Origin of the sequence: Thiorhodovibrio litoralis, from assembly GCF_033954455.1 — a bacterium.
Taxonomy (GTDB): Bacteria; Pseudomonadota; Gammaproteobacteria; order Chromatiales; family Chromatiaceae; genus Thiorhodovibrio; species Thiorhodovibrio litoralis.
Genome location: NZ_CP121473.1, coordinates 337,495 through 361,401, shown reverse-complemented (window position 1 = coordinate 361,401; position 23,907 = coordinate 337,495). Strand labels below are relative to the sequence as shown.

The following is a 23,907-nucleotide window of genomic DNA, read 5'->3' as shown; positions in this document are numbered from 1 at the left end:
ACTATACTGTCCGACACGCAACGCGATGAGTATTCGTGTTGTTTTGTAATATCAACCCAAAATTGGAGAAACAAAATGGCGACTGAAGATCAAACCGCGCCAAACGGAGCAGTCATTCCACCGGAACTGTTCGGCGAATTGGAAAAGCACTGGGGATGGCTGCTCGCTTTCGGGCTTTTTTCCATCGTGCTAGGCACCTTGGGGCTGAGCCTGACCTTCCTGCTGACAGAGGCGAGCGTGCTTTTCTTTGCCACCTTGCTGATTGTTGGCGGAGTGTTTCAATTGCTACAGGCGATTAAATGCCGCGGTTGGCGCAGCATTCTGTTTCATGTGCTTATCGCTCTGCTTTATGTGGCGGGTGGGCTGATGATCGTTCTGTATCCTCAAGTCACGGCCGTCAGCTTGACACTGATGCTGGGCGCCGTACTGATCGCGGTCGGTATCATGAGGCTGCTGATGAGCTTTCAGCTGCGCCCGTCCAGCGGGTGGTATTGGCCACTGATTTCAGGTGTGATCTCGCTGCTACTTGGCGGCCTGATCATCGCTCAGTGGCCCACCTCTGGACTTTGGGTCATCGGACTCTTCGTCGCCGTGGAGCTGATCTTCAACGGCTGGTCCTATGTGTTCGTCGCGCTCGCGGCGCGGGCCGCGGCCAAGGGGAGAGTCAGCTGAGGCCGACCGCTCCTTGTCGTCTCCATCGGCCGGCTTGCGCCGGCCGATGGGCAGCACTGAGGGCGTCCACTCAACCGCTGGCAGCAGGTGCCTGAAGGTGGTGCCATACATGTCCCACACAGTGATGAAGAGCGAGGCAATCAGCGGGCCGATGAAAATTCCCGAGATGCCGAACATCATGATGCCGCCCAGGGTGCCGAAGAAGATCATCAGCTCGTGCATTTTCGTGTCTTTGCCGATCAGAATCGGGCGCAGGAAATTGTCCAGGCTGCCGACGAACAGACCGCAAAAGAGCGCCAGCAGAATGCCGCTGACCATCTGGCCCTGAACGATCAGGAGAATCACAGCGGGAATCCACACCAGGGCCGAGCCGACGCTTGGGATGACGGAAAGCACCGCCATCACGGTGCCCCAGAAAACGGCGTTATCGATGCCGGCGACGGCAAAGGCGATACCGGCCAGCGTGCCTTGCACGGCACCGATCAGCAGGCTGCCCTTGAGCGTGGCGCGGGTAACCGAGGTGAACCTGTCGAGCATCAAATGCTCGTCACTGCTCTTGAGCGGCAGGTAGTAGAGAATTTTCTCCACCAACTTGTCGCCGTCCATTTGCAGAAAATACATGGTGTAGAGCATCACGAAAGCCATGAAGATCACATTCGCGGTGCCCAGTGTCAGCGAGGACAGCCCGCCGACCAAAAATTTGCTGACGATGCTGACCGCCTCGCCGGCCTTTGAAATCAGCAGCTCGCGGTAAGGTCCGAGCTCGTCGTAGAACGGCAGATGCTCGAGCTTAGCGGCAAAAACACCGGGTTCGCTAAGCTTTTTCACCCAGGGCGTGACAGACTGGCTGACGTCGATGGCCTGCGCGACCACAACGCCGATCAGGCTGGTGAGCGGGATCAGGATAATGAAAACCATTGCCAGCAGGGTCACCAGCGACGCCAGATGGCGCCGACCGCCAAACAACTGGTCGAAGCGCAGGTAAAAGGGCCGCGCCAGCGCGCTGAACAGCCCGGAGAGGAAAATCACCATCAGAAACTGATGGATCATGCTTAAAAAGAGCGCGCTGATGCCAAGCGTCATCAGCAGAATGGTCAGATTATTGATCTGGTCTTTGCTCATTGGCGGCCTGCTTTGTTTGTGCCCTGCCGATCCTGCCGGGTTGGGCGCGCGATCCCCCACCCGGGCCGTGCCCGGAGTGCATGCGGTGCGATCTTGTTGTCAGCGCGGATTCTATGCCAGAAACCGGCGCGCAGGCCACGGCTGCAGCGCTCGCGACTTGGACGGCAGCGATGGTAGCAAGCCGACCGTGCGGAGCGCGTCAAAAATTGCCGTGCCGGCCATCCTCTCTCAAGCAGTTTTGTTAAACTCATCGCCAAAGAGTGCGCTTGTCCGATGAGTCCATCGCGGCGCGGGCGAACAACCAGGGTGAAGCGACAATGGCAAAGAAACCGGCAAAAAAGGAACCAGCGGACGCCCAGGGCGGCGCCAACAAGAGCAAGCTGATTGTCATTATTTTAGTGGTATTGCTCTTGCTTGGGGGTGGTGGTGCGGCAGCCTGGTTTTTCCTGCTGCGCGGAGGAGGTGAGGAAGCTGCGGTGGCGGAGCAGCAGGAGCTCGGCCCTTCGCCCCTGATCTACTACCGCCTCGACAAGCCGGTCACTGCGACGCTGGCGCCCGATGAGCCGGCCAATCACCTGCGGGTTAATGTGGTGCTGGCTAGCCGGAATCAGGCCGTCATTGATGCGTTGCAGCTGCATACGCCGATCATTCGCAATGATCTGCTCGTGCTGTTCGGCAACCAGTCCTTCGAAGAGCTCAACACGCCCGAGGGGAAGGAAAAGTTGCGCGAGCAGGTGCATGAAACCGTCACCGCAATTTTGGTCCGCACCGGCTCTCCCGCCGGAATAGAGAATGTGTTTTTCGACGAGATCGTCATGCAATGACGCCTATCGTCTGATCTTAAGAGACCGCGCGCCATGGCCCAGCAAACCGACATCCTCAGCCAAGATGAAATCGACGCCCTGTTACACGGTGTTGATGGCGGCGACATTGATACGGAGAGCGAGGACTTCCCCACCGACGGCGAGGCGCGGTCGTTCAATTTCGCAACTCAGGAGCGTATCGTCCGCGGGCGTATGCCGACGCTCGAGATGATCAACGAGCGTTTCGCCCGTTACCTGCGCGTGCATCTATTCAATCTGCTGCGGCGCTCGGCGGAGATTTCCGTGGTCGGCACCCGGCTGACCAAATTCGCGGACTATGTCCATTCCCTGTTCGTGCCGACCAGCCTGAACCTGGTGCGCGTAGCCCCTCTGCATGGAACAGCGCTTTTCGTGTTCGACCCGAAGCTGGTGTTCGTGTTGGTGGATAACTTCTTCGGCGGCGACGGGCGCTTCTACACCCGCATCGAAGGGCGCGATTTCACGCCCATGGAAATGCGCGTCATCCAGAATCTGCTCAACACGGCCTTTCGCGACATGGAGAAAGCTTGGGAGCCCGTGATGGAGCTGAAATTCGAGTTCATCAACTCCGAGGTCAATCCGCAGTTCGCCAACATCGTCAGCCCCACCGAGATCGTGGTCATCAACGACTTCCACATCGATCTCGACGGCGGCGGTGGCAATCTGCACGTCACCCTGCCCTACTCCATGATCGAGCCGATTCGCGAGCATCTGGATACGGGCTTGCAATCGGACCGCTCGGGGGTTGACCAGCGCTGGCTCAAGGCCCTGCAGGAAGAAGTCCAGGTCGCGGAGGTCGAGATCAGCTCCATGCTGACCGAGGCGACATTGAGCGTCGAAGAATTGCTGCGGGTGCGCGCGGGCGACATCATTCCTGTCGATCTGCCGGAGCAAGTGATCTTGAACGTGGAGGATGTGCCACTGTTTCGCGGCAAGTACGGCACCCTCAATGGTCAGAACGCGATAAAAATTGAGGAAATCCTGCATCGCTGACGCCACTGGCGTCAGGCCCGGCCAAAGTTCCAATGCCTGGAGGGCAGTTCCAATGCCAAGGCAGCCAACCAACCAGAAGAGCCCTGATTCATGAGCGAGGACAAGGAAAACGCGGTTGTCGAGGATGCGGAGGACGGTGGCAACGACCAATCCGCGGCCGACGACTGGGCCGCAGCGCTCGAGGAGCAGCGGCATGAAGAGCAACAAGGCGGCGGTGACGCGCAGGCCGATGTCGATGCCGCGATGGCGGCGGCCGCCCCTGGCGGCGGCAGCTCCGACCCGCGCAGCCCAGAGTGGCTGGGTGGCGGCGGCGATCCGGGCGCCGCGACACCCATGCAGCCAGAGGAATTCGCCCAGTCGGTGCCCGATGGTGTTGATGCGGTCAATCTCGACATGGTGCTGGATGTTCCCGTCACCATCTCGATGGAAATTGGCCGCACCCGGATTCCAATCCGCAACTTGCTGCAGCTCAACCAGGGCTCGGTGGTCGAGCTCGACCGCCTCGCCGGTGAGCCGCTGAACGTGCTGGTCAATGGCACCCTGATTGCACATGGCGAGGTGGTGGTGGTGAATGAAAAATTCGGCATTCGCCTGACCGATGTTATCAGCCCCAGCGAGCGCATCAGGAAGATCAACAAGTGACACCCGCACACTACGGCCAACGCCGGCTCCGCGCGGGCGCTTCGCGGCTGGTCGGTCAATTGGCCTTGCTGTTGGCTGCCCAGTTCGCAACCCTGGACGCGCTCTTTGCACAAACGCCTGCGGCGAGCGAGCAGGCCGCCGCTGCGGCCAGTCAGTTCGCCGGCGCCAGCTATGGCTCCGGGGGGTACTTGGCGCAGCTTATCGGCGGGCTGGCGTTCGTGGTGATCGCCATTCTGGTGTTTGCCTGGTTCATGCGTCGGTTTTCTGGCACCTCGAGCAGGGGACTCCCGCGAGCGATCGAAATTCTGGCGGTTCGCTCCGTCGGCACGCGCGAGCGGTTGATGCTCGTGCAGGTCGGCGAGGAGCAGGTGTTGATCGGGGTCTCCCCGACCGGCATGCGCGCCCTGCACCGGCTTGAGAAACCGCTGAAATCCCCCTCCGCATCGGAACCTTCGCTTGGAAAGAAAGCTGGCGTCGATTTTGCTTCTCTGCTGCGCAAGCAGATGAGCAAGACCACAGACGCATGAGCCCGATCCAAACCCCCAATCCATCGCGCACCGGACCGACAGCCGGCTTGATCACCCTGCTGGCTCTCGCCGCCGGGACGACCTGCCTGCTGTTCGCGCCTGAGTCCTGGGCACAGACCGGCGGCCTGAACGCCCTGACGGTCACCACTGGGCCGAACGGCGGGGAAACTTACTCGATCACGCTGCAGGTGCTGATCATCATGACCCTGCTGACGCTGTTGCCGTCGGCGCTGATCATGATGACTTCCTTTACGCGCATTGTGATTGTCCTTGGCATTCTGCGCCAGGGCCTGGGGACCACGCAGACGCCCTCCAATCAGGTACTGCTCGGACTCGCGCTCTTCTTGACGCTGTTCATTATGGGACCGGTGTTTCAGGACATCTACAGCGACGCCATCGTGCCCTACATGAACGAAGAGCTCGGCACCGAAGAGGCGCTGAGCACGGCAGTCGGTCCGCTGCGGACCTTCATGCTGGCGCAAACCCGCGAGATCGATCTGGCGATGTTTGCCAACATCAACGGTATCGACGGCTTTGATAGCCCGGACGCCATTCCGCTCAACCTGCTCGTGCCGGCCTTTGTTACCAGCGAGCTCAAGACGGCATTTCAGATTGCCTTTCTGATCCTGATTCCTTTTCTGATCATCGACATGGTCGTCGCCAGTGTGCTCATGTCCATGGGCATGATGATGCTCTCGCCGATGATTATCTCGTTGCCGTTCAAGATCATGCTGTTCGTGCTGATCGACGGCTGGTCGCTGATCATGGGCACCCTGGCACGCAGCTTTTACAGCTGAGCATCACCTTCCAAGCAAGCACAACGTCAACCCAATTCAACAAGCGCTGAGAGGCAAATCCAATGACTCCGGAAATGGTGATCGATGTCGGAAAAGATGCGGGAACCGTGCTGTTATTGCTGGCTACGCCCCCCCTGCTGACAGGTCTGGCCGTCGGCGTACTGATTGGCATGATCCAGGCCGCGACCTCGATTCAAGAGATGACGCTGACCTTCATCCCCAAGCTGCTTGGCGTCTTTACCGCCATGCTCTTTTCCGGCCACTGGATGTTGGCGACCATTACCGACTACACCACCGGACTCTACGACAGCATTCCCTCGCTGTTGGGCTGAGATGGCCGCGCTCAGAGACAATGAATGCAAGGATTCATTTCTCGGCGTGAGCGCGACCATGACCCTCGGCAGTCGGCATGTCTGGCCTGCGCAAGCGCGATGATCAGCATCACAGCCGATCAGATCATGAGCTGGACCCTGTCGGTGATCTGGCCCTTCGTGCGCATTAGCGCCATGCTGCTGGTGGCGCCGATCTTCGGCGCCCGCGGCGTCAATGGCAGAATGCGCATCGGCTTTGGCCTGCTGCTGGCCTTGATGATCGCACCCCAGTTGCCAGCCCCGCCGATGATCGACGTGCTCAGCATGCAGGGGTTGGTCATTGCGATTCAGCAGGTGCTGATCGGCATCGCCATGGGCTTTGTACTACAGATGGTGTTTTCATCCCTGACCCAGGCGGGCGAGAGCGTGGCGCTGTCAATGGGACTTGGCTTTGCCTCGGTGGTTGACCCGGCTGCTGGTGTGCAAGTGCCCATCGTCTCGCAGTTTTTCGTCATCATCGCCACCCTGCTGTTCCTGGCCATGAACGGCCATCTGGTGCTGCTTGAGATGCTGCTGCTGAGCTTTTCCAGTCTGCCGATCGGCGTCGGCGGTCTGGTGCCGGACGATTTCTGGACGCTGCTGAATTTTGGTACCACCATGTTCAGTGGTGCCTTGTTGATCGCGCTGCCAGCCGTTGCCTCGCTGCTGATGGTCAATCTGGCCATGGGTGTGGTGGCGCGCACCGCGCCGCAGCTCAATATTTTTGCGGTGGGCTTTCCGGTCATGATGTTGGCCGGCTTTGTGCTTCTCAGTATTTTGCTGCCGAGCGTTTTTGCCCGATTAGGCGAGTTATTGACACTGGGCTTTGAGTTGATCCAGCGCCTGATTGGACTCTGATCGCAACCGAAGGCTCGCGAGTCAAGTCCTGGGCCGCCCCGGCGCGCGCACTCGGCTTGGCGATCGCAGCAAAAGATCGCGCAACGACATGGCCGGACCGACACAGGCTGCTGGAGAACGAACATGGCCGAAAACGAAAACGGCCAAGAAAAAACCGAAGAACCCACTGGCAAACGGGTCCGCGAATCACGCGAGAAAGGCCAGGTTCCCCGCTCCAAGGAGCTCAATACCGTCATTGAGCTGATTGTGGCCAGCACCTTCATGCTGCTGTTCGGCTCCTATCTGGGCATCGGCATGGCCAATCAGTTCGCCGACAGCCTGACGCTTGAGCGCGACATGCTGTTTGATCCTGCCGTACTTCCCGCCTACTTTGGCGAACAGTTCGGCCGCGCATTGCTCAATCTCTCCCCGCTGCTCGGTTTGCTAGCGGTGGCCGCCTTGATCGGGCCAGTGATCATCGGCGGTGCCAATTTCTCGTCACAAGCACTGCAGCCGAAATTCAGCAAGCTCAACCCGATAAAGGGCATGAAGCGCTTTGTCTCGCCCACCGGCCTGATGGAGCTTGGCAAGGCGCTTGGTAAGTTTTTACTGGTCGGCGGCGTTGCCGCCATGGTGCTTTCCACCATCGTCGACGAGGTTCTGATGCTGGGCGAGGAGCCGGTCAAGGAAGCGATTATTCATTCCGCCCATCTGGCGGCCTGGGTGTTTTTGATGGTCTCCGCGGTGCTGATTCTGATCGCCCTGATCGATGTACCCTTTCAGCTGTGGAACCACAACAAGCAGCTCAAGATGACGCTGCAAGAGGTGAAGGACGAGCACAAGGAGACGGAAGGCAAGCCCGAGGTCAAAGGGAAAATCCGCCAGATGCAAATGGAGATGGCGCAACGGCGCATGATGTCCGAAGTTCCTAAGGCCGACGTCATCATTACCAACCCGACCCATTATGCGGTGGCAATCTCTTATAAGCCGGGCGCCATGAGCGCGCCGCGGCTGTTGGCCAAGGGCGTTGACGATGTGGCCTTCAAGATTCGCGAGCTGGCCGAGGAGCATCTGATTACCACCGTGGAAGCGCCTAAGGTGGCACGCGCGATCTACTTCACCACCGAGCTAAATAAGGAAATCCCCGGCGGACTTTTTGTCGCCGTGGCGCGCATCCTGGCCTATGTCTATCAGCTTAAGCGCCCGAATACGCACCCGAGCATGCCGCACGACCTGCCGGTACCTGAGGAGTATCTCGATCCGACCTCGGCGCGCCGTGCGCGCAGGGCACACTGATGGCCACCATCGCCGAAAGACTGCAATCCCTGCGCGGCTTCGGGCTTGGCGCGCCCGTGCTCATTATGGCCTTATTGTCTATGTTGGTGCTGCCGCTACCGCCCTTCATTCTGGACATTCTCTTTACCTTCAACATCGCGCTGTCGCTGGTCGTGATCATGGTCGCGATCTACACCCCGCGACCGCTCGAGTTCGCCATCTTCCCGACCGTGTTGCTGGTCGCCACCCTGCTGCGCCTGGCGCTCAATGTCGCCTCGACGCGGGTGATCCTGCTCAATGGTGCCGACGGTACAGGTGCAGCCGGGCGCGTGGTGCAGGCTTTTGGTGATTTCGTCATCGGCGGTAACTTCGCCGCCGGTCTGGTGGTGTTCTCCATTCTGGTCATTATCAATTTCGTGGTGGTCACCAAGGGCGCCGGACGCGTATCTGAGGTCAGCGCCCGCTTCACCCTGGATGCCATGCCTGGCAAGCAGATGGCAATCGACGCCGACCTCAATGCCGGTCTGATCGATCAGGATACCGCCCGCACGCGGCGCGAGGAGATTGCCCAGGAGGCTGATTTCTACGGTTCGATGGACGGCGCCAGCAAGTTCGTGCGCGGGGATGCCGTCGCCGGCATTCTGATTTTGTTCATCAACGTTATTGGCGGGCTGATCATCGGTACCACGCAGCACGACATGACGTTCAGCGACGCCGCATCCAACTTCGTGCTGCTGACCATCGGCGACGGTCTGGTTGCCCAATTGCCGTCACTGCTGCTGTCATCCGCGACCGCGCTCATCGTCACCCGCGTCTCCACCGCGCAGGACATGGGCAGCCAGGTGAGCAAGCAGCTGTTCCAGAACCCCAAGGTGCTTTATGTCTCCTCCGGGATCATTGGTATTTTGGGCTTGATTCCCGGCATGCCCAACATGGTGTTCTTGGGGCTTGCGAGCATGTTCGCAGGGGCTGGGTATCAGATCAGCCGCCGCGCGCGCGAGCTAGAAGCCGTTGACGCTCAGGCAGCGCTGCCACCCGGAGTCGACGTGCCCTCACCCGAGCAGCGCGACCTGTCCTGGGAGGATGTGCCGGCGGTCGATCTGGTGGCGCTGGAGGTCGGCTACCGGCTGATTCCGCTGGTCGACCGCAGTCAGGACGGCCAGTTGATGGGCCGCATCAAGGGCGTGCGTCGCAAGCTGTCGCAGGAGCTGGGCTTCTTGATTCAGCCGGTGCACATTCGCGACAACCTGGAGCTTGGCCCGAACCAATACCGCATTGCGTTGCTGGGTGTGAATGTCGCCAGTGCCGAGGTCTTCCCGGACCGCGAGCTCGCGATCAACCCCGGGCAGGTGTTCGGCAAGGTCCCGGGCACGCCGACCAAGGACCCGACTTTTAACCTCGACGCGCTCTGGATCGATCCCTCCGACCGCGATGCCGCGCAAGGCGCCGGCTACACCGTGGTCGATGGCGCGACCGTGATCGCCACCCATCTGTCGCAGGTGCTGCGCGAGAGCGCCTATCGGCTGATCGGCTACGAAGAAGTCCAGCATCTGCTCGATCAACTCGGGCGGCGTTCGCCCAAGCTGGTCGAGAACCTGTTCTCCAAGCAGCTCTCCCTTGGTGCGGTCCTCAAGGTACTGCAGAATCTGCTCGCCGAGCAGGTGTCCATCCGCGATATCCGCACTATCGCCGAAACCTTGGCGGAACGCTCGCAGACGAGTCAGGATCCCGACACATTAACGGCCGCCGTGCGCGTCGCGCTGGCGCGCTCCATCGTGCAGGACCTGATCGGCCCTAGCGAAGAGCTGCCGCTGATCGCGCTCGACCCCTCATTGGAACAGCTCTTGCATAAGTCACTTCAGACCAGTCAGGGCGAGACCATCGGGATCGAGCCCAGCCTGGCCGAGCGGGTGCAGCGGTCCGTGGCAGATGCGGCCCGCCGACAGGAGGTCGAAGGCGCACCGGCGGTCCTGGTGGTGGCGCCGGAAATCCGCTCCTGGATCTCGAGCTGGTTGCGCGGCGCGGTGCGGAATCTGACAGTGATCGCCTTTACTGAGATTCCGGACAACAGGCGCATCCGGGTGGTCGCGACCGTGGGACAGAACGAGGCACGCGCGGCCTGAAGACAACCAAACACTATCCAAGGGCCTGTTGATACGGCCCTTGAGAGCTTGAAAACTTTTTGAGCTTAATGGAGAACACAGATGAATGTCAGGCGGTATCGAGCGAAGGACATGAGCGATGCAATGCGCCAGGTGCGTGAGCATCAGGGCGCTGACGCTGTGATTCTCTCCAGTCGCCGGGTGGAAGGGATGCTCGAAATCGTCGCGGCGCTCGATCATGACGGAGCTCCAGCCGAGCCAACACGCGTGAGCGCGCAAAGCCGCGAAGCTAGCGCATCCCGACGCAACGGTGCGCGCACCCAAGGTCACCATAGCGCGCGCGGTCAGGGTCCGGTCGATCCCGAGCTTGATGCCATGCGCCGCGAGCTGAGCGATCTGCGCCATTTGCTGGTCCAGCAGAATGGCGCCAGCGAGAGCGCGCAGTGGGCCGCGCGGCATCCGCTTGCGGCGGAGCTGGTCGCCGGCCTGACCGAGTGCGGCTTCAACGAGAAGCTCTCGCGCAGCGTAACCGGCGGCATTCCTGAAGATACCAATGTCGAAACCGCCTGGTCGCGCGTGCGCGCGCGGCTGTCCTCGGCGCTCGCCACCGAGCAGCCCGACATCCTTGAACATGGCGGCATGCTGGCACTGGTCGGGCCGACTGGCGTGGGCAAGACCACCACCATCAGCCGGCTTGCGCTGCGCCAGATCCGGCGCATGGGACGCGACGCCGTCAGCCTGGTGACGCTCGACCGTCAGCGTTTGGGCGCCTACAAGCAACTCCAAGCCTTCGGGCAGATGGCTGGCGTGCCGGTGATGCTGCTTGAGAGCGAGCGCGAATTGGCCGATCTCTCGGTGCGTGCCGGCGACGGGCGCCTGGTGCTGATCGACACCGCCGGACAGGCCGCGCGCGATGTGGCCGAGCAACGGCTGTTCGCGCAGGTGCGCTCCGAGGTCGATTTGAAAACCTGGCTGGTGATTGCAGCGACTCATCAAGGACGGGTACTGCGGCAGGTGCTGCAAGCCTTCCAGGGCAGTGCGCCGAGTGCCCTGGTGCTGACTAAGGTGGACGAAGCCGAACAGCTTGGCGAAACGCTCTCGGTACTGCTCGAGCAACGCCTCGGGCTTGCTTTTTACAGCGACGGCCAGGGGCTGGGCGAGCATTTCCATACGATCGACACCCTCTATCTGACGCGACTGGCCCTGCGCGAAACGCCTCTGCGCGGGAGCACTTTCGCGCGCACTTCCTCCATCCGCGCGTCGGCGGAACGCACTGCGGGCGAGCGCGTGACAGCCCGCCCCTTGGGCTCGGCACCCATTGCTGATCGCCTTGGCCCGCAGGATCAGGGTATGATCCTCGAGTCGGTGGTTCCATTCAGGAAAAGCGCTCATGTCGGCCTATGACTCCGGGCTGAAAATCGTCGCCATCGCCAGCGGCAAGGGTGGCGTTGGCAAAACCAATGTTTCGGTTAATCTCGCCGTGGCACTGGCCAGGCTTGGTCGTCGCGTCATGCTGTTCGATGCCGACCTGGGCCTGGCGAATGCCGATTTGCTGCTTGGCCTGCGCCCCCAGCGCACGCTGCACGATCTGGTCAACGGCGAGGTGGAGGATCTGAAAGCCGTGCTGGTCGAAGGCCCCGAGGGCATCTTGCTGGTTCCCTCGGCCTCGGGTATCGCTTCCATGGCCAATCTCACCCCGACCGAGCATGCCGGGTTGATTCGCGCCTTCAGCTCCTACCGCGACCCGCTCGATGTGCTGATCGTCGATACCGCCGCCGGCGTGCAGGAGTCCGTCACCAGCTTCTGCAAAGCGGTGCAGGAGGTGCTGGTCGTTGTCTGTGACGAGCCGGCCTCCATGACAGACGCTTACGCACTAATGAAGGTGCTATACCAAGATCATGGGCTGCGCCGCTTCCGCTTGGTCTGTAACATGGTCGCCAGCGCCGAGGCGGCTCGGCGCTTGGCGCAAAAGCTCACAACCGTGCTGACGCAATATTTGCCCGAGGTGGTGGTGGATGTCTCCGCAGCCATTCCGCTCGATGAGCACTTGCGCCGGGCGGTGCAGAAGCGCGTGCCGGTGGTGAGCCTGTACCCGTCAAGCCCCTCCGGCCGCGCTTTTAGCGAGCTGGCACGGCGCGTCGACGGATGGAAAACAGCGCGCAGCGGCAGCGGCGGTCTCAGTTTCTTTGTCGAGCGCATGCTCGAGCGGGCCTGAGTGACTGGCGCAGTCTCTGTGTGGCGGCTACCCTTAACCCTGTGGCCTATTGTCAGACCATTTATCGGGCCACGAGCGACGGCCGATCGAGTCGATTACCCAGTTGCATATCAGGCCCGATGAATATCAGGCCAGTTGAATATCAGGGAGGCGTGATCTTGCATCCGTCATGACCGCGAAGCGACCCTTGCAGGGCTATCAGAGCGATGCGGACGCGCAGTCGCCAGAGCAGCTCGTGAGCGAGCACGTTGACCTGGTCCGCCGTATCGCGCATCACCTCATGGCGCGGCTGCCGGCGTCAGTTCAGGTCGACGACCTGATTCAATCGGGTATGATTGGCCTGATCGAAGCGGCGCGTCAATTCCAGGGCGGGCAGGGGGCCACCTTTGCCACCTATGCCGGAATTCGCATTCGCGGCGCCATGATCGACGAGTTGCGGCGGGCCGACTGGGCGCCGCGCTCGGTGCATCGCAACAGCCGGCGGATGGCCGTGGCCATTCAGAGCGTCGAGGCGCGCGAAGGACGCGCCGCGCGCGACCGCGAGATTGCCGCCGAGTTGGATGTCAGCCTGGATGAATTCCATGGCATGTTGCAGGACAATGCCGGTGTGCATTTGCTCGGGCTGGATGAGCTTTTCGGTCAGGATCGCGATCATGATCGTCTGCTGCCGGCTGATGGCTCGACCCCGGTCGATTCGCTAGAGCGCGATGCGTTTCGCGATGCGCTGGCTGAGGCCCTGGCCAGTCTGCCGGAGAAGGAGCGGCTGGTGCTGGCGCTCTATTACAATGAGGAATTGAATTTGCGCGAGATTGGTGCCGTCATGGGTATTACAGAATCCCGCGTGTGTCAGATACGCAGTCAGTCCGTCCACCGGCTCAGGGCTCGTCTGCAGGAGTGGGTCGGTGCCGGTGAATCGGACAAATAAGCCGATGCTGATCGGCTGACGGGGGTCTTACGATCTTCGTATTATCACTCATCGAGTTGGTTTGGAGCTGAAAGTGGATAAAGGCATGAAAATTCTCATCGTGGATGATTTCTCCACGATGCGTCGCATCATCAAGAATCTCCTGCGCGAGCTCGGATTCAACAACACCATGGAGGCCGACGATGGCAGTACCGCGTTGCCGATGCTCAAAAACGGCGACTTCGACTTCCTGGTGACCGATTGGAACATGCCGATCATGCAAGGCATTGAGTTGCTGAAGGCTATTCGCGCCGACGAGCGTCTCAAGACCTTGCCAGTGTTGATGGTCACCGCCGAGGCCAAGCGCGAGCAGATCATGGAGGCCGCGCAGTCAGGAGTTAACGGCTATATCGTCAAGCCCTTCACTGCGGAAACGCTCAGGGAAAAAATCGAAAAAATCTTTGAGCGTCTTCAAGGCTGAGACGGTTTCCAGGGGCAAGCTCTAGGCCGCCAACCCTCACGCCGCCAAACGGGCACCGCCAACCAGGTCAGCGCGGCACGGCAGGACTATGTCACAACAGCAAGAAGAATTAAACGAGCACCAGCTTGAGCTGGCGCGGCTGCTGATCGAACAACTCGAATCCGGCCAAACCGATGAAGCCGCGCTGACCATCCAGCGCTTGGGTGCCCCCTATGAGCGCGAGCTGTTCGAGGAACTCGGGCGCCTCACCCGCGAGCTCCACGAGGCCCTGCGCGGTTTTCGCGACGACTCCCGCCTGATCGAGCTTACGCAGTCGGAGTTTCCGGATGCCAAGGAGCGTCTGAACCACGTCATCACCATGACCGAACAAGCCACGCACCGCACCCTGAACGCGGTTGATGAAGGGCTGCCCATCGCCGAGGCGTTGCATGAAAAATCCGCACGCTTTGCCGAGAGCTGGACCAAGTTCCGCGGCCGCGAGCTGAGCGTGGAGCAGTTTCGCGACCTCACGCACGAACTCGATGACTTTCTGCACCATGCCACGGCGGAAACCAAGCGCATGGGTAGTCTGATGTCCGAGGTCATGATGGCGCAGGATTTCCAGGACCTGACCGGTCAGATCATCGCGCGCGTCATCAAACTGGTGCAAGAGGTTGAGGGCAACCTGGTTGGCCTGGTGCGCCTCTCCGGCGCGCGCCTGGAGCCCGACAAAATTCACCAGTCAGCGACGACTGCGGTCGCCGAGCCCGACGCGCTCGCGGCTCAGGGACCGGCCGTGCCTAACACCAAGGATGCAGAGGCTGAAGTCATGTCCAGCCAGGACGATGTCGATGCCCTGCTCTCGAGTCTCGGCTTCTGACGCCGCCTGACATCACAGACGCGCATGCGCTTCATCAGCAAGAGTAACGGTCATGGCCATCGACCCGAATGACGAAATTCTCCAGGATTTCCTTGTTGAAGCCGGCGAACTGCTCGAGGGACTAAACGAGCAGCTGATCGACCTTGAGCAGGAACCAGACAACCGGGAATTGCTCAACGCCGTTTTTCGCAGCTTCCACACCATCAAGGGGGGCGCCGGGTTCCTGAGCCTCGACTCCATGGTGGCAGTCTGCCATCGGGCCGAGGACATTTTCAACCTGCTGCGCAACGGCGAAAAGCGCATCGACGCTTTCCTGATGGACACCATCCTGCGCGTACTCGATGTGCTGAACGTCATGTTCAACGACATCAAGTCCGGCCAGGACCCGGACCCCGCTCCCGCCGCCTTGCTCGGGGACCTCGATAAGCTCGCCGTGCCCGGCGATTCCAGCCCGCCCGCGACTGCATCCACCCCAGCCGCCGAGCCGGCGGCCGAAGCACCTCCTGCTGCGAGCCCCGAGCCAGCTGAGCAGCCGACACCACCTCCGGTTGAACAGCCTGAGCCCAAACCAGAGCCGGCACAGGAAGCGGACGCCGGGGAGAGTCCGCTTGCCGCCGGCGGCGAGATGATGACCGAGGCGGAATATGATCATCTGCTCGATGCGATCAGCAGCGAGCATGCCAGTGCGCCACCGGCAGCACCAAAAGCACCCCCGGCAGCGCCGAAAGCCCCCCCACCACCAGCTGCGGGCGGGGGCGATACCATTACTGACGACGAATTTGAGGCGCTGCTCGATCAACTCCACGGTGCCGGCGGACCGCCCAAGCCCGTTGAGGCGCCGCCGCTCGTTGAGCCTGCTCCTGTTGATCCCGCCCTAGCCGAATTAGCTCCAGCCGAGCCTGATCCAGCCGAGCTGCCGGCAGTTGAAGCGCCGCCAGCTCAGCCAAGCGCCCAACCGGCGCCTCAGTCGGCCAGCAGTGCTACGCAACCTGCGCCCGCGCAGCCCAAGCCGGCGGAAGCAGCGGCTCCCCCAGCTCAGGCTGCCCAGCCGGCTGCGGCAAGCGCGGAGGCCAAGCCTGCCGCGGACGACAGCGCGGCACCCGCCAAGGCGGCTTCGCGCAACGCCGCCAACCCGCCCGCCGAGACCTCTGTGCGGGTCGATACGCATCGTCTTGATGAGATCATGAATCTGGTCGGTGAGCTGGTGCTGGTGCGTAACAGACTCAGCATGCTGCGCTCGCAGATGGGTGATGACGAGGTCTCCAAGGCCATCGGCTCGCTGGCGCTGGTGACGGCCGATCTGCAAACCGCGGTGATGAAAACCCGCATGCAGCCGGTGAAGAAGGTCTTCGGCCGCTTCCCGCGCGTGATCCGTGACCTGGCCCGCAACCTGGGCAAGGAAATCGACCTCGAGACCTTCGGCGAAGAGACCGATCTCGACAAGAATCTGGTCGAGGCGCTGGCCGACCCACTGGTCCATCTGGTGCGCAACGCCGTCGATCATGGCATTGAGTCGCCGGAGGATCGCGTGGCCAAGGGCAAGCCACGCAAAGGCAAGGTTGTGCTCGGGGCGGCCCAGGAGGGCGATCATATCGCGCTCATCATCGAGGACGACGGCCGCGGCATGGATGCCAACGTGCTGCGCGCGAAAGCCGTCGAAAAAGGCCTGCTCGACCCGATGATGGCCGAGCGCATGCCCGACCGCGAAGCGTTCAACCTGATCTTCATGGCCGGTTTCTCCACCAAGGAGCAAATCTCTGACGTCTCCGGCCGCGGCGTTGGGATGGATGTCGTCAAGACCCGCATCGCCCAGCTCAACGGCACCGTTGAGATCGATTCCGAGTTGGGTCGTGGTACCAGCCTGCAGGTGCGTTTGCCGCTCACGCTGGCAATTCTACCTGCACTCATGGTGATCCTCGACGGGCGCCGCTTTGCCATCCCGCTCGCGTCGGTCTCGGAGATTCTCGACCTGGACCTGACCAAGAGCCATTTCGTCGACGACCAGGAGACTATAATGGTGCGCAAGCACGCCCTGCCGCTTGTCTATGTCGGGCGCTGGGTGCGCCCGGATGCGCAGATCACGGCGAGCGCGGAAGCGCATGTCGTGGTGGTTCACGTTGGTCAGCGCAAGGTCGGACTGGTCGTGGACGGCCTGGTCGGGCAGGAGGAAGTTGTCATCAAACCGCTGGGGCTGGGCTTGAGCGGCGTACCGGGGCTTGCTGGTGCCACCATCACCGGCGATGGCGGCATTGCTCTGATTCTGGATATTCCCGAGCTCATGCGCACCATGGGCAAGGGCGGACTTACCAGCCGCGGCGCGCACAGCCGGGCAGTCGTAGCGGAGATTTAATTCATGTCGTGTCGCGTTGTCGTGGTTGACGATTCCGGCTTTTTTCGCCGACGCATTGCCGAGATTCTCAATGCTGATGTAGGCATTGAAGTCGTGGGGATGGCAGCAAACGGGCAAGAGGCGATCAAGGTCGTCAAGGAAGTAAAGCCAGATGTGGTCACCATGGACATCGAGATGCCGGTGATGGACGGCATCACGGCGGTGCGCCACATCATGAAGGACAATCCGTGCCCGATTCTCATGTTCTCGACCCTGACCACTGATGGGGCGCAAGCGACGCTGGACGCGCTTGATGCCGGGGCCATGGACTTTATGCCCAAGCGCTTCAACGAGATGGCCGGCGACGAGGATAGCGCCAAGGCGCTGCTGCGCCGGCGCGTGCGCACCCTGGCGCGAAGTCGCGTGCGTCCGTCCGCCGCTGCCACCGCGAGACCGCCGGCAGGTACTCCAACCACGCCCAGCCCAGCGACGAGCGCCACCACCGCCGGTGCGCGTCCGGCGCCACAAGGGACCAAGGCGGCGGACATCAATCCCGGCACGCTCAAATCGGCCCGCGCGGTGTTGATCGGAACCTCCACCGGCGGACCGGTCGCCTTGCAGGAAGTGCTCAAGCACCTGCCCAAAAGCTTTCCGCTGCCGATCGTACTCATTCAGCACATGCCGGCCAGCTTCACGCCGGCCTTTGCCGAGCGCTTGAATAAGCTGTGCCAGATCGAGGTGCGCGAAGCAGCCAACGGCGACATGCTCAAACCTGGCTTGGCGTTACTCGCGCCGGGCGGTATGCAGATGGTGCTCGAAGGTGGCTCTGCCCCGCGCATCAAGATCACCGACAGCCCGCCTGGCACCATCTACAAGCCGAGCGTCGATATCAGCTTTCAGTCGGCCGTGGGAGTGCTGCGCGGCCAGGTGCTTGCGGTTGTGCTGACCGGCATGGGCGCAGACGGGCGCGAAGGTACGCGAGCGCTGAAGGCCCTGGGGGCAAAAGTCTGGGCGCAGGATGCGGCTTCATCCGTGGTGTATGGCATGCCTGCGGCAGTTGTGGATGCGGGTCTGGCCGACAATATTCTGGCACTTGCGGAGGTGGGACCAGCGCTGGTCAAGGGGTTCTGCTGAGGCTGGCAACATGGATGCGCTGAGCATCATCGGCCTGGCACTTGGACTGTTCGCGGTAATCGGCGGCTCCGTCGCCAAGGGTAGCGGCCTGGCCGCGCTGTGGAATCTGGCGGCTTTTATGATCGTCGTGCTGGGCACCCTGGCGGCGACCCTGGTCAACTCGCGCCCGGTCGCCTTTTTTCATGCCATGCGGATTTTCCCCTGGGTCTTCCGGCCGCCGGAGCTGGATGCCGAGCGGATGTTCAAGCGCATCGTCAGCTGGTCGCACCTCTCGCGCAAGGATGGCCTGCTGGCACTCGAGCCGGCGGTGGAGAAAGAAGCCGATCCTTTCGTGCGCAAGGCGCTGGGATTGCTGGTGGACGGGACCGATCCGCAAGCATTGCGCGAGGTGCTGGAATCGGACCTGCAGCATGCGGAATCCTTCGACATCCAGGCCGCGCGGGTGTTTGAGAGCATGGGTATCTACTCGCCCACCCTCGGCATTATCGGTGCGGTCATGGGCCTGATGGCGGTCATGCAAAATCTGGGTGATCCCTCGCGTCTGGGTCAAGGCATCGCGGCGGCCTTTGTCGCAACCATCTATGGGATCGGCTTTGCCAACCTGTTATTCCTGCCAGCGTCCAATAAGCTCAAGAGCATCGTGCACGCCCGCACCAGTTATCAGAGCATGCTACTCGAAGGGCTGGTGGCCATTGGCGCGGGCGAGAACCCATACACCATCGAGACCAAGCTCAGCGGTTATCTTGGGCGATGATCAATCGCAGACGCGAGTCCGATGAACGCAATCACGAGGCCTGGGCCATTCCCTATGCCGACCTGTTGACGCTACTGCTGGCGTTTTTCGTCGTCTTGTACGCCATCTCGGCGGTGGACGCCGGGAAGTTCCATGCCCTGTCTGATTCCATGGTCGAGGCCTTTGGGAATGCGGGCTCCGGGCGTCCGATCGAGATCGGGGAGGTGGGGTACGATGCCAGTGAGATTGCCGATGCGCAGGCGCGCACCGTGGCACCGCTCGAAATTTACTTTGGGCTGGCTGATCTGCCCACGGGCGAGATCGCGCCGGTGCGAACGGATGCGCGCGTGGAGGCGCAGGCACCCGCCACGCCCGCGGCGAATGAGGCGTTAGCCGCACCTCAGCCCGACGATCGGCTCTCTGCGATTGCCGATATTGCCGATCAGCTGGAAACCTCGCTCAAGGATTTGATTCGCGACGATGTGATTAAGGTCAAGCGCGAGGCTTACTGGCTCGAGATTCAGATCAACACTCAGCTGTTATTTCCCAGCGGGTCAGCCACCCTCGCCGCAAGTGCCCGCCCGGTGCTGGCAGATGTGGCAGACACCCTTGTCGGGCGTCCGGTGCGGATTCATGTGGAAGGCCATACCGATAACGTGCCAATTGCCAGCGAGACCTTTCCCTCAAACTGGGAGCTGTCCTCAGCGCGCGCAGCCAGCGTAGTACATCTGTTTGCCCGCGAGGGAGTCGACCCGCGGCGCATGGTGGCCATGGGGTATGGAGAATTCGCGCCTATTACCAGCAACGCCACCGCCGCCGGGCGGGCGCAAAACCGCCGGGTTACCGTTATGATTCTGCCCCAGCCGAGCGCGACCGATGACGGATTGGACGGGAACCACGCCCCCGAGCGGCTGAGATCCGATTCTCGGGCGCCGATGGAAGCCCGATAGAGGCCCGACGTAAGCCGGGGCCTTGAGGTGAATTGACGGGGCAATCGCGCCACAGTGGCCGAGGGCAGGCGCCTTGACCAGGGACTGCGCAGCGCCCGGTTGGCACTAAGGCCGAACAATCCGCATAATGCCGCACTGTTTAACGGGAGTGAAAAGACATGACCGAGCCACAAAAGGCCCAAGATGCCGCGTCCCACGATTCCTCTTCTTTTGTCACCTTCAGTCTGGCCGAGGAAACCTACGCCATCGACGTGCTGCAGGTGCAGGAGGTGCTGAAGCTCACCGAGATCGCCCCGGTACCCGGGGTGCCGAATTACATTCTCGGCATCATTAACCTGCGCGGCGATGTGGTGACCGTTATCGACGGGCGTCGACGCATGGGGCTGCCAGACCATGATGCAACGGAGCAGTCGCGCATCGTCATCATTGATGTCGACAACCAGAACGTGGGTATCCTGGTGGATTCGGTGGCGGAGGTTGTGCAGATTACCTCCAAAGACATCGATCCAGCACCAGCGGTTGGTAACGATCAGAACAGCCGCTTCATTCTCGGCGTGTACAGCAGTCCGGACGGGCTCACTATACTGGTCAGCCTGGAAAAACTGCTCTCGGATGAGGAATGGGAACTGGTGCGCAACATCTAGCCCAGCCCACCGGCGCGTCTTGATCCAGCGCAAATGCTCGTGATTGCTAACACTTCGCGCCCGTATCCTGATCATTCAGGCTAAAAGATGGTTATCGCCACCGCCGACATTCTGACGCTTCTGGCCTCCGGGATCGCCTTGCTGGCACTGCTGGCGCTGGCGGGTTTGCGCAGGCGCCTGATGCAGATGCAGCAGTTGCAGGAGCAGCAAACCCAGACCTTGCTGGCGATTCAGGGCGCTGTGAGGGTGCTCTCCGGTGAGGCCGTCACCCATCGCGAGGATCTCGTCAGCGTGCGTCGGGCAATCGAGCGCATCGGCGAGGTCAACCAGCAGACGCGTCTAGAGATGCGCCTGCGCGATGCGGACGGCAGCCCCTACACCCAGGCGATCCAGCTGATTCGCCACGGACAGCCCCGTTCTGAGGTGCGCAAACTGTGCTCACTGACCGAATCGGAAGTCGATTTACTGTTCAATCTGCACGGACAGGGCGTCGCCCTTGGCCAGGGCGGCGATCAGGAAGGCTGATCAGGAAGGCTGGGACTCGGCAACGACTGAATCATCCTTGGCTTGATCCTGACGCGGATCGATCCCCGCGAGCATGAAGACAAAGGCCAGCACCTCGGCGACAGCAACATAGAGCGCGGGCGGAATCTCTTCACCCAGCGGGATTTGCGCCAGAGCCTCTGTCAGCGCCGGGTCCTGCTGCAAGGGAATGCCATGCTCATCGGCAACGCGCAGGATTTCCTCGGCCGTCAGGCCAGTGCCCGTTGCGGTGATGCGCGGGGCATGCTCGCGGTCCCAGCGCAGGGCAACCGCTTTTTGATTTGCGCGCTGGTGCGCTTGTCGGGACTCCTCGCTCATGCCTGCTCCCGCAACAGCGGCGCCCGCGCGGGTGGCTTGCTCTGCGTGTTGCCTTCGCGCGCGTGCAAACTGCCGATGTCGAGATCGCGGCTTTCAAGCTGCGCACGCAGCTCCGGCAGACGTTCGCGCAGCAGTTCGGCACTGGCGCTCTGCTCAGCGACCAGACTCCCGTGCAGGCGGCTATCTCTGAGACTGAGGCGAATCAGCAGCGGCCCAAGCACCGGCAGGTCGAGGCGAATCTGCATGCTCCAGTTCTCGCCCTGATCACGGTCCTGATCCGCCTCCCGCTGAATGTCGGCATCCAGCGTCAATAATCCGGCACCGGTCCGAAATGGCAACTCAAGCGCCCAACGCTGCTGGTCCGGGCCGTTTTCGGCGTTTTGCAGCTGCAGCGTGACCAACTGCTTGAGCACACCGTCAACCTCGCGCGACAGTCCTGTTGAGAGCTGCGCGAGGCGATCCGCGCCGGCCATCTGCATGTCGGCGGCGCGTTGTTGCGGGGCTTGGGGGTCAGCCTTGCTTTGGGCGAGTGTTGGGTTGCTAGGCTGACCAGCTCTACTTTGGGCTAATGTTGCGGTATCGAGCTGACCAGCTTTGGTTTGGGCTAACGATGCGGTAGCGGATTGGCCTGCTTTGGTTTGCGCTAGCGATCCAGCAGCGGCCTGGCCTGCTTTGGTTTGTGCTGGCGATCCAGCACTGGGTTGCCCTGCTTTGGTTTCCGCTTGTTGAGCGCTTTTGGGTTGGCCGGGCTTTGGGTTAGCTGCTTGCTGCGCGCGCACTTGTTCAGCCAAACGCAGTAATTGTGCTTTCAAATCCGCATCTAGCGCTTGGTGTGAAGCAGGAGCGGCGCCGGCACGGGCAAGGGTAGCCTCGAGCCAGACACCTGAATTTCGCAGGCTTTCGGCCAGGCGCGCGGGGTCAGTCAGTTCGCGCGGGCTCGCGAGGCGATCAAGCAGTTGCTTGACCGACTGGTTTAGCGCCTGGTTCTGCGCGCTCTGCACTTGCGCGGGGCGCTCGCTGCCCGCCTCGCGCAGTCCGCGACTCCAATCGGCGAAGGTCGTGGCCAAACGCTGGGCGCCGGGCAGATGATTGCGCAGTTGGGCGTTGAACCAGGCCTTGGTGCCGGGCGCGCCGTCGGCGCTGGGCAGCAACAGCCTCAGCATGATCCGCGGCGTCAGGGAGGTCACCTCGGCGTTCAGCGTGGCACCCCGTCCCTGACTGGCTGCAAGCGAGCGCAGCGCGTCCAGGAGGGCCGGGCGCAGGCTGTCGGTCACGCCCACACGCATGTTCTGCGACCACTGGCCGCCTTCGCCCTGGGTGCGCAGCCGCACCTCCATCTCACCCGATCTCTGCACCGCTTTCACCTGCACCTCGACGCGCGAGCCAAGTGCCACGCGGGTGCTTTCGCGCGCCTGATCGACCGCCGCACGCGCGGTCCGCGTGGCATCGGCAACACGCGCCGACTGCGCGCCGGTGTTGGCGCCGGTGTTGATCTGGCTGGGCTCTGTCATCGCAAAACCCGATCACCATCGCAGCAGATTGCGGGAGCAGGTTCTCGCACACCCCCGCCCGAGTGCTGAAAGGGCGGTGGCGAACGGGCGAGACGTGGGGATGCCACAGAGCGCGTCAGGCCTGGGTCAGGGTGCGACCGAGCACGGTGCCGGACTGCGAATGCCCTTGTGCCGAATAGGTATTGCCGTTGTCATCCTCGCCGCGGATTAACTTCAGCGCGGTGGCGACGCGCTGACGACCGCGCTCGATCGCCTGGGCATTGGTGCGGTTCATCAGCTCGCAACTGGCCGCGAGTTCGCGCAGCCGCTTCCAGCCGACGGTGGCGGTTTCGTGCTCTGCCGCTGTCGGCTCGCCATCCTTAAGAAAAGCGTCCATGCCGTCGGCGGTGAACGTGTGACCGGCGGCCTCGACAATCTGCTGCAAGCCCGCAGTGGCTTGTTCAATTTGCTCAAGCACCCGTTGCTTATTTTCCACCAAGGCCTGCAGATGCTCAGGGTCACGGCCATCGAGCGTGGCGGTTTCCTCAAGCAGCAGCTTCTCGAGCTGGCCCGCGAGATCGATCGAGTGATCGAGTGCATGCAGAAAGTTGTGATGCTGTGACATGCTAACGTCCATGGTGCGTCATCCCCGGAGGATGAAGCTGCTGTTTCACGTATAGGCTCACTTTGAAGGCTTGCCGCGGATAATCAACCCTTGTTAATCGAGCAACCCCTCGAGTTCAATCAGTTTGTCCGCCAGGCGCCGGTTGTCGATCGGATAGCGCCCCTCGGCAATGGCGTCGCGAATTTCCTGCACCCGGTCGGCGTCGAAAGGCGCGGTGGCTGCGTCGGCCTGCGCGGCGCTGAGCGCGCGCGCAAGGGCTGTCAGCTCAAGCGACTCGCCCTGGTTTGCAGCGGAGCTTGCAGCAGCAGATGTGCCCGCCGCTTTGCCGGCAGCACCGCTTTTGCCAGCGGATCGCGGGGAGCCCTTAGACCCGACTCGCTCCGCGCGACCTTTATTCGCTCCCAGGTTTTTGATGTCCATCGGTCATCTTGCTGTCAAAATTCGCTAGCGGCCTTAACCGAATCTTAGCCTAACGGCGAAGGCAACGGGAAATGAAAACCCATGGAATTGCGTCAACATCATC

General features: G+C 61.8%; 25 protein-coding genes and 1 pseudogene. 21 read left to right on the top strand and 5 right to left on the bottom strand.

Translation table 11 applies throughout. The annotated features are described in order from the left end of the window. Positions 1-75: 75 nt before the first annotated feature. Positions 76-483, top strand: a pseudogene (locus Thiosp_RS01710) (HdeD family acid-resistance protein); the annotation flags it as partial. Positions 484-522: 39 nt separating this feature from the next. Here Thiosp_RS01710 and Thiosp_RS01705 read toward each other — a convergent pair. Beyond that, positions 523-1,794: an AI-2E family transporter gene (locus Thiosp_RS01705; RefSeq protein WP_323696799.1), complete on the bottom strand. Its 1,272-nt coding sequence runs from the start codon at positions 1,792-1,794 to the stop codon at positions 523-525. A 317-nt stretch (positions 1,795-2,111) separates the two neighbouring features. Here Thiosp_RS01705 and Thiosp_RS01700 point away from each other — a divergent pair, with 317 nt between their 5' ends. The 20 genes from Thiosp_RS01700 to Thiosp_RS01605 all read left to right on the top strand — a co-directional run bounded on the left by Thiosp_RS01700 (position 2,112) and on the right by Thiosp_RS01605 (position 20,933). Next, entirely contained in the window at positions 2,112-2,618 is a 507-nt protein-coding gene (locus Thiosp_RS01700; RefSeq protein ID WP_201069022.1) for a flagellar basal body-associated FliL family protein, read from the top strand. Positions 2,619-2,651: 33 nt separating this feature from the next. After that, on the top strand, positions 2,652-3,629 hold the full coding sequence (gene fliM, locus Thiosp_RS01695) for a flagellar motor switch protein FliM (protein WP_201069023.1): 978 nt from the start codon (positions 2,652-2,654) through the stop codon (positions 3,627-3,629). A 90-nt stretch (positions 3,630-3,719) separates the two neighbouring features. Next, on the top strand, positions 3,720-4,271 hold the full coding sequence (gene fliN, locus Thiosp_RS01690; protein WP_201069024.1) for a flagellar motor switch protein FliN: 552 nt from the start codon (positions 3,720-3,722) through the stop codon (positions 4,269-4,271). Further along, on the top strand, positions 4,268-4,798 hold the full coding sequence (gene fliO / locus Thiosp_RS01685; RefSeq protein ID WP_323696798.1) for a flagellar biosynthetic protein FliO: 531 nt from the start codon (positions 4,268-4,270) through the stop codon (positions 4,796-4,798). Before fliN ends, fliO begins: the two co-directional genes overlap by 4 nt. Then, positions 4,795-5,595 carry a flagellar type III secretion system pore protein FliP gene (gene fliP / locus Thiosp_RS01680; RefSeq protein WP_274607980.1) on the top strand — a complete coding sequence of 267 codons (801 nt, stop codon included), beginning with the start codon at positions 4,795-4,797 and terminating at the stop codon, positions 5,593-5,595. The genes fliO and fliP overlap by 4 nt, the downstream gene beginning before the upstream one ends. 62 nt (positions 5,596-5,657) lie before the next feature. Further along, the gene (gene fliQ / locus Thiosp_RS01675) at positions 5,658-5,927 is read left to right on the top strand and encodes a flagellar biosynthesis protein FliQ (RefSeq protein WP_201069025.1); all 270 of its coding nucleotides are present in this window, start codon (positions 5,658-5,660) and stop codon (positions 5,925-5,927) included. A 102-nt stretch (positions 5,928-6,029) separates the two neighbouring features. Continuing rightward, positions 6,030-6,803 carry a flagellar biosynthetic protein FliR gene (gene fliR / locus Thiosp_RS01670; RefSeq protein ID WP_201069247.1) on the top strand — a complete coding sequence of 258 codons (774 nt, stop codon included), beginning with the start codon at positions 6,030-6,032 and terminating at the stop codon, positions 6,801-6,803. 123 nt (positions 6,804-6,926) lie between these two features. Beyond that, positions 6,927-8,078 (top strand): flagellar biosynthesis protein FlhB, encoded by a 1,152-nt coding sequence (gene flhB, locus Thiosp_RS01665; RefSeq protein WP_201069026.1) that lies wholly within the window; start codon positions 6,927-6,929, stop codon positions 8,076-8,078. Next, entirely contained in the window at positions 8,078-10,180 is a 2,103-nt protein-coding gene (gene flhA / locus Thiosp_RS01660) for a flagellar biosynthesis protein FlhA (protein WP_201069027.1), read from the top strand. The genes flhB and flhA overlap by 1 nt, the downstream gene beginning before the upstream one ends. 81 nt (positions 10,181-10,261) lie before the next feature. Further along, on the top strand, positions 10,262-11,563 hold the full coding sequence (flhF, locus tag Thiosp_RS01655; RefSeq protein WP_201069028.1) for a flagellar biosynthesis protein FlhF: 1,302 nt from the start codon (positions 10,262-10,264) through the stop codon (positions 11,561-11,563). Further along, positions 11,550-12,374, top strand: coding sequence for a MinD/ParA family protein (locus tag Thiosp_RS01650; RefSeq protein ID WP_201069029.1), 825 nt, complete (start codon positions 11,550-11,552; stop codon positions 12,372-12,374). Before flhF ends, Thiosp_RS01650 begins: the two co-directional genes overlap by 14 nt. Before the next feature lie 169 nt (positions 12,375-12,543). Further along, positions 12,544-13,299 carry an RNA polymerase sigma factor FliA gene (locus Thiosp_RS01645; protein WP_201069030.1) on the top strand — a complete coding sequence of 252 codons (756 nt, stop codon included), beginning with the start codon at positions 12,544-12,546 and terminating at the stop codon, positions 13,297-13,299. Positions 13,300-13,372: 73 nt separating this feature from the next. Beyond that, complete coding sequence (cheY, locus tag Thiosp_RS01640) at positions 13,373-13,759, top strand: chemotaxis response regulator CheY (protein WP_201069031.1); 387 nt, start codon at positions 13,373-13,375, stop codon at positions 13,757-13,759. An 88-nt stretch (positions 13,760-13,847) separates the two neighbouring features. Further along, complete coding sequence (locus Thiosp_RS01635; protein WP_201069032.1) at positions 13,848-14,618, top strand: protein phosphatase CheZ; 771 nt, start codon at positions 13,848-13,850, stop codon at positions 14,616-14,618. A 52-nt stretch (positions 14,619-14,670) separates the two neighbouring features. After that, a complete protein-coding gene (locus Thiosp_RS01630) occupies positions 14,671-16,968 on the top strand; it encodes a chemotaxis protein CheA (RefSeq protein WP_201069033.1) in 2,298 nt (765 codons plus the stop codon). A 3-nt stretch (positions 16,969-16,971) separates the two neighbouring features. Beyond that, positions 16,972-18,081: a protein-glutamate methylesterase/protein-glutamine glutaminase gene (locus Thiosp_RS01625; RefSeq protein WP_201069034.1), complete on the top strand. Its 1,110-nt coding sequence runs from the start codon at positions 16,972-16,974 to the stop codon at positions 18,079-18,081. Between the two features lie 10 nt (positions 18,082-18,091). Next, positions 18,092-18,835: a flagellar motor protein gene (locus tag Thiosp_RS01620; protein ID WP_201069035.1), complete on the top strand. Its 744-nt coding sequence runs from the start codon at positions 18,092-18,094 to the stop codon at positions 18,833-18,835. Beyond that, the gene (gene motD / locus Thiosp_RS01615; protein ID WP_201069036.1) at positions 18,832-19,764 is read left to right on the top strand and encodes a flagellar motor protein MotD; all 933 of its coding nucleotides are present in this window, start codon (positions 18,832-18,834) and stop codon (positions 19,762-19,764) included. Before Thiosp_RS01620 ends, motD begins: the two co-directional genes overlap by 4 nt. Positions 19,765-19,922: 158 nt before the next feature. Further along, on the top strand, positions 19,923-20,408 hold the full coding sequence (locus Thiosp_RS01610; RefSeq protein WP_201069037.1) for a chemotaxis protein CheW: 486 nt from the start codon (positions 19,923-19,925) through the stop codon (positions 20,406-20,408). An 87-nt stretch (positions 20,409-20,495) separates the two neighbouring features. Continuing rightward, complete coding sequence (locus Thiosp_RS01605) at positions 20,496-20,933, top strand: DUF2802 domain-containing protein (RefSeq protein ID WP_201069038.1); 438 nt, start codon at positions 20,496-20,498, stop codon at positions 20,931-20,933. On the opposite strand, the gene Thiosp_RS01600 is transcribed toward Thiosp_RS01605, so the two are convergent. The 4 genes from Thiosp_RS01600 to flgM form a co-directional block, all read right to left on the bottom strand. Next, complete coding sequence (locus Thiosp_RS01600) at positions 20,934-21,269, bottom strand: EscU/YscU/HrcU family type III secretion system export apparatus switch protein (protein ID WP_201069039.1); 336 nt, start codon at positions 21,267-21,269, stop codon at positions 20,934-20,936. Beyond that, entirely contained in the window at positions 21,266-22,780 is a 1,515-nt protein-coding gene (gene fliK, locus Thiosp_RS01595) for a flagellar hook-length control protein FliK (protein WP_201069040.1), read from the bottom strand. The genes Thiosp_RS01600 and fliK overlap by 4 nt, the downstream gene beginning before the upstream one ends. A 115-nt stretch (positions 22,781-22,895) precedes the next feature. Continuing rightward, positions 22,896-23,384 (bottom strand): flagella synthesis protein FlgN, encoded by a 489-nt coding sequence (locus Thiosp_RS01590; protein WP_201069041.1) that lies wholly within the window; start codon positions 23,382-23,384, stop codon positions 22,896-22,898. A 93-nt stretch (positions 23,385-23,477) separates the two neighbouring features. Further along, positions 23,478-23,804 (bottom strand): flagellar biosynthesis anti-sigma factor FlgM, encoded by a 327-nt coding sequence (gene flgM / locus Thiosp_RS01585; RefSeq protein WP_201069042.1) that lies wholly within the window; start codon positions 23,802-23,804, stop codon positions 23,478-23,480. Positions 23,805-23,907: the final 103 nt, after the last annotated feature.

Bases quoted from the DNA above. Each gene is read 5' to 3' on its own strand.
- Thiosp_RS01705 (WP_323696799.1), bottom strand. From the start codon at position 1,794: ATGAGCAAAGACCAGATCAATAATCTGACCATTCTGCTGATGACGCTT.
- flhB (WP_201069026.1), top strand. From the start codon at position 6,927: ATGGCCGAAAACGAAAACGGCCAAGAAAAAACCGAAGAACCCACTGGC.
- fliM (WP_201069023.1), top strand. From the start codon at position 2,652: ATGGCCCAGCAAACCGACATCCTCAGCCAAGATGAAATCGACGCCCTG.
- Thiosp_RS01630 (WP_201069033.1), top strand. From the start codon at position 14,671: ATGGCCATCGACCCGAATGACGAAATTCTCCAGGATTTCCTTGTTGAA.
- flgM (WP_201069042.1), bottom strand. From the start codon at position 23,804: ATGGACATCAAAAACCTGGGAGCGAATAAAGGTCGCGCGGAGCGAGTC.
- Thiosp_RS01645 (WP_201069030.1), top strand. From the start codon at position 12,544: ATGACCGCGAAGCGACCCTTGCAGGGCTATCAGAGCGATGCGGACGCG.
- Thiosp_RS01625 (WP_201069034.1), top strand. From the start codon at position 16,972: ATGTCGTGTCGCGTTGTCGTGGTTGACGATTCCGGCTTTTTTCGCCGA.
- Thiosp_RS01635 (WP_201069032.1), top strand. From the start codon at position 13,848: ATGTCACAACAGCAAGAAGAATTAAACGAGCACCAGCTTGAGCTGGCG.
- Thiosp_RS01700 (WP_201069022.1), top strand. From the start codon at position 2,112: ATGGCAAAGAAACCGGCAAAAAAGGAACCAGCGGACGCCCAGGGCGGC.
- flhA (WP_201069027.1), top strand. From the start codon at position 8,078: ATGGCCACCATCGCCGAAAGACTGCAATCCCTGCGCGGCTTCGGGCTT.
- Thiosp_RS01600 (WP_201069039.1), bottom strand. From the start codon at position 21,269: ATGAGCGAGGAGTCCCGACAAGCGCACCAGCGCGCAAATCAAAAAGCG.
- flhF (WP_201069028.1), top strand. From the start codon at position 10,262: ATGAATGTCAGGCGGTATCGAGCGAAGGACATGAGCGATGCAATGCGC.
- Thiosp_RS01590 (WP_201069041.1), bottom strand. From the start codon at position 23,384: ATGTCACAGCATCACAACTTTCTGCATGCACTCGATCACTCGATCGAT.
- fliP (WP_274607980.1), top strand. From the start codon at position 4,795: ATGAGCCCGATCCAAACCCCCAATCCATCGCGCACCGGACCGACAGCC.
- Thiosp_RS01610 (WP_201069037.1), top strand. From the start codon at position 19,923: ATGACCGAGCCACAAAAGGCCCAAGATGCCGCGTCCCACGATTCCTCT.
- Thiosp_RS01620 (WP_201069035.1), top strand. From the start codon at position 18,092: ATGGATGCGCTGAGCATCATCGGCCTGGCACTTGGACTGTTCGCGGTA.
- motD (WP_201069036.1), top strand. From the start codon at position 18,832: ATGATCAATCGCAGACGCGAGTCCGATGAACGCAATCACGAGGCCTGG.
- Thiosp_RS01605 (WP_201069038.1), top strand. From the start codon at position 20,496: ATGGTTATCGCCACCGCCGACATTCTGACGCTTCTGGCCTCCGGGATC.
- Thiosp_RS01650 (WP_201069029.1), top strand. From the start codon at position 11,550: ATGTCGGCCTATGACTCCGGGCTGAAAATCGTCGCCATCGCCAGCGGC.
- fliK (WP_201069040.1), bottom strand. From the start codon at position 22,780: ATGACAGAGCCCAGCCAGATCAACACCGGCGCCAACACCGGCGCGCAG.
- fliN (WP_201069024.1), top strand. From the start codon at position 3,720: ATGAGCGAGGACAAGGAAAACGCGGTTGTCGAGGATGCGGAGGACGGT.
- fliQ (WP_201069025.1), top strand. From the start codon at position 5,658: ATGACTCCGGAAATGGTGATCGATGTCGGAAAAGATGCGGGAACCGTG.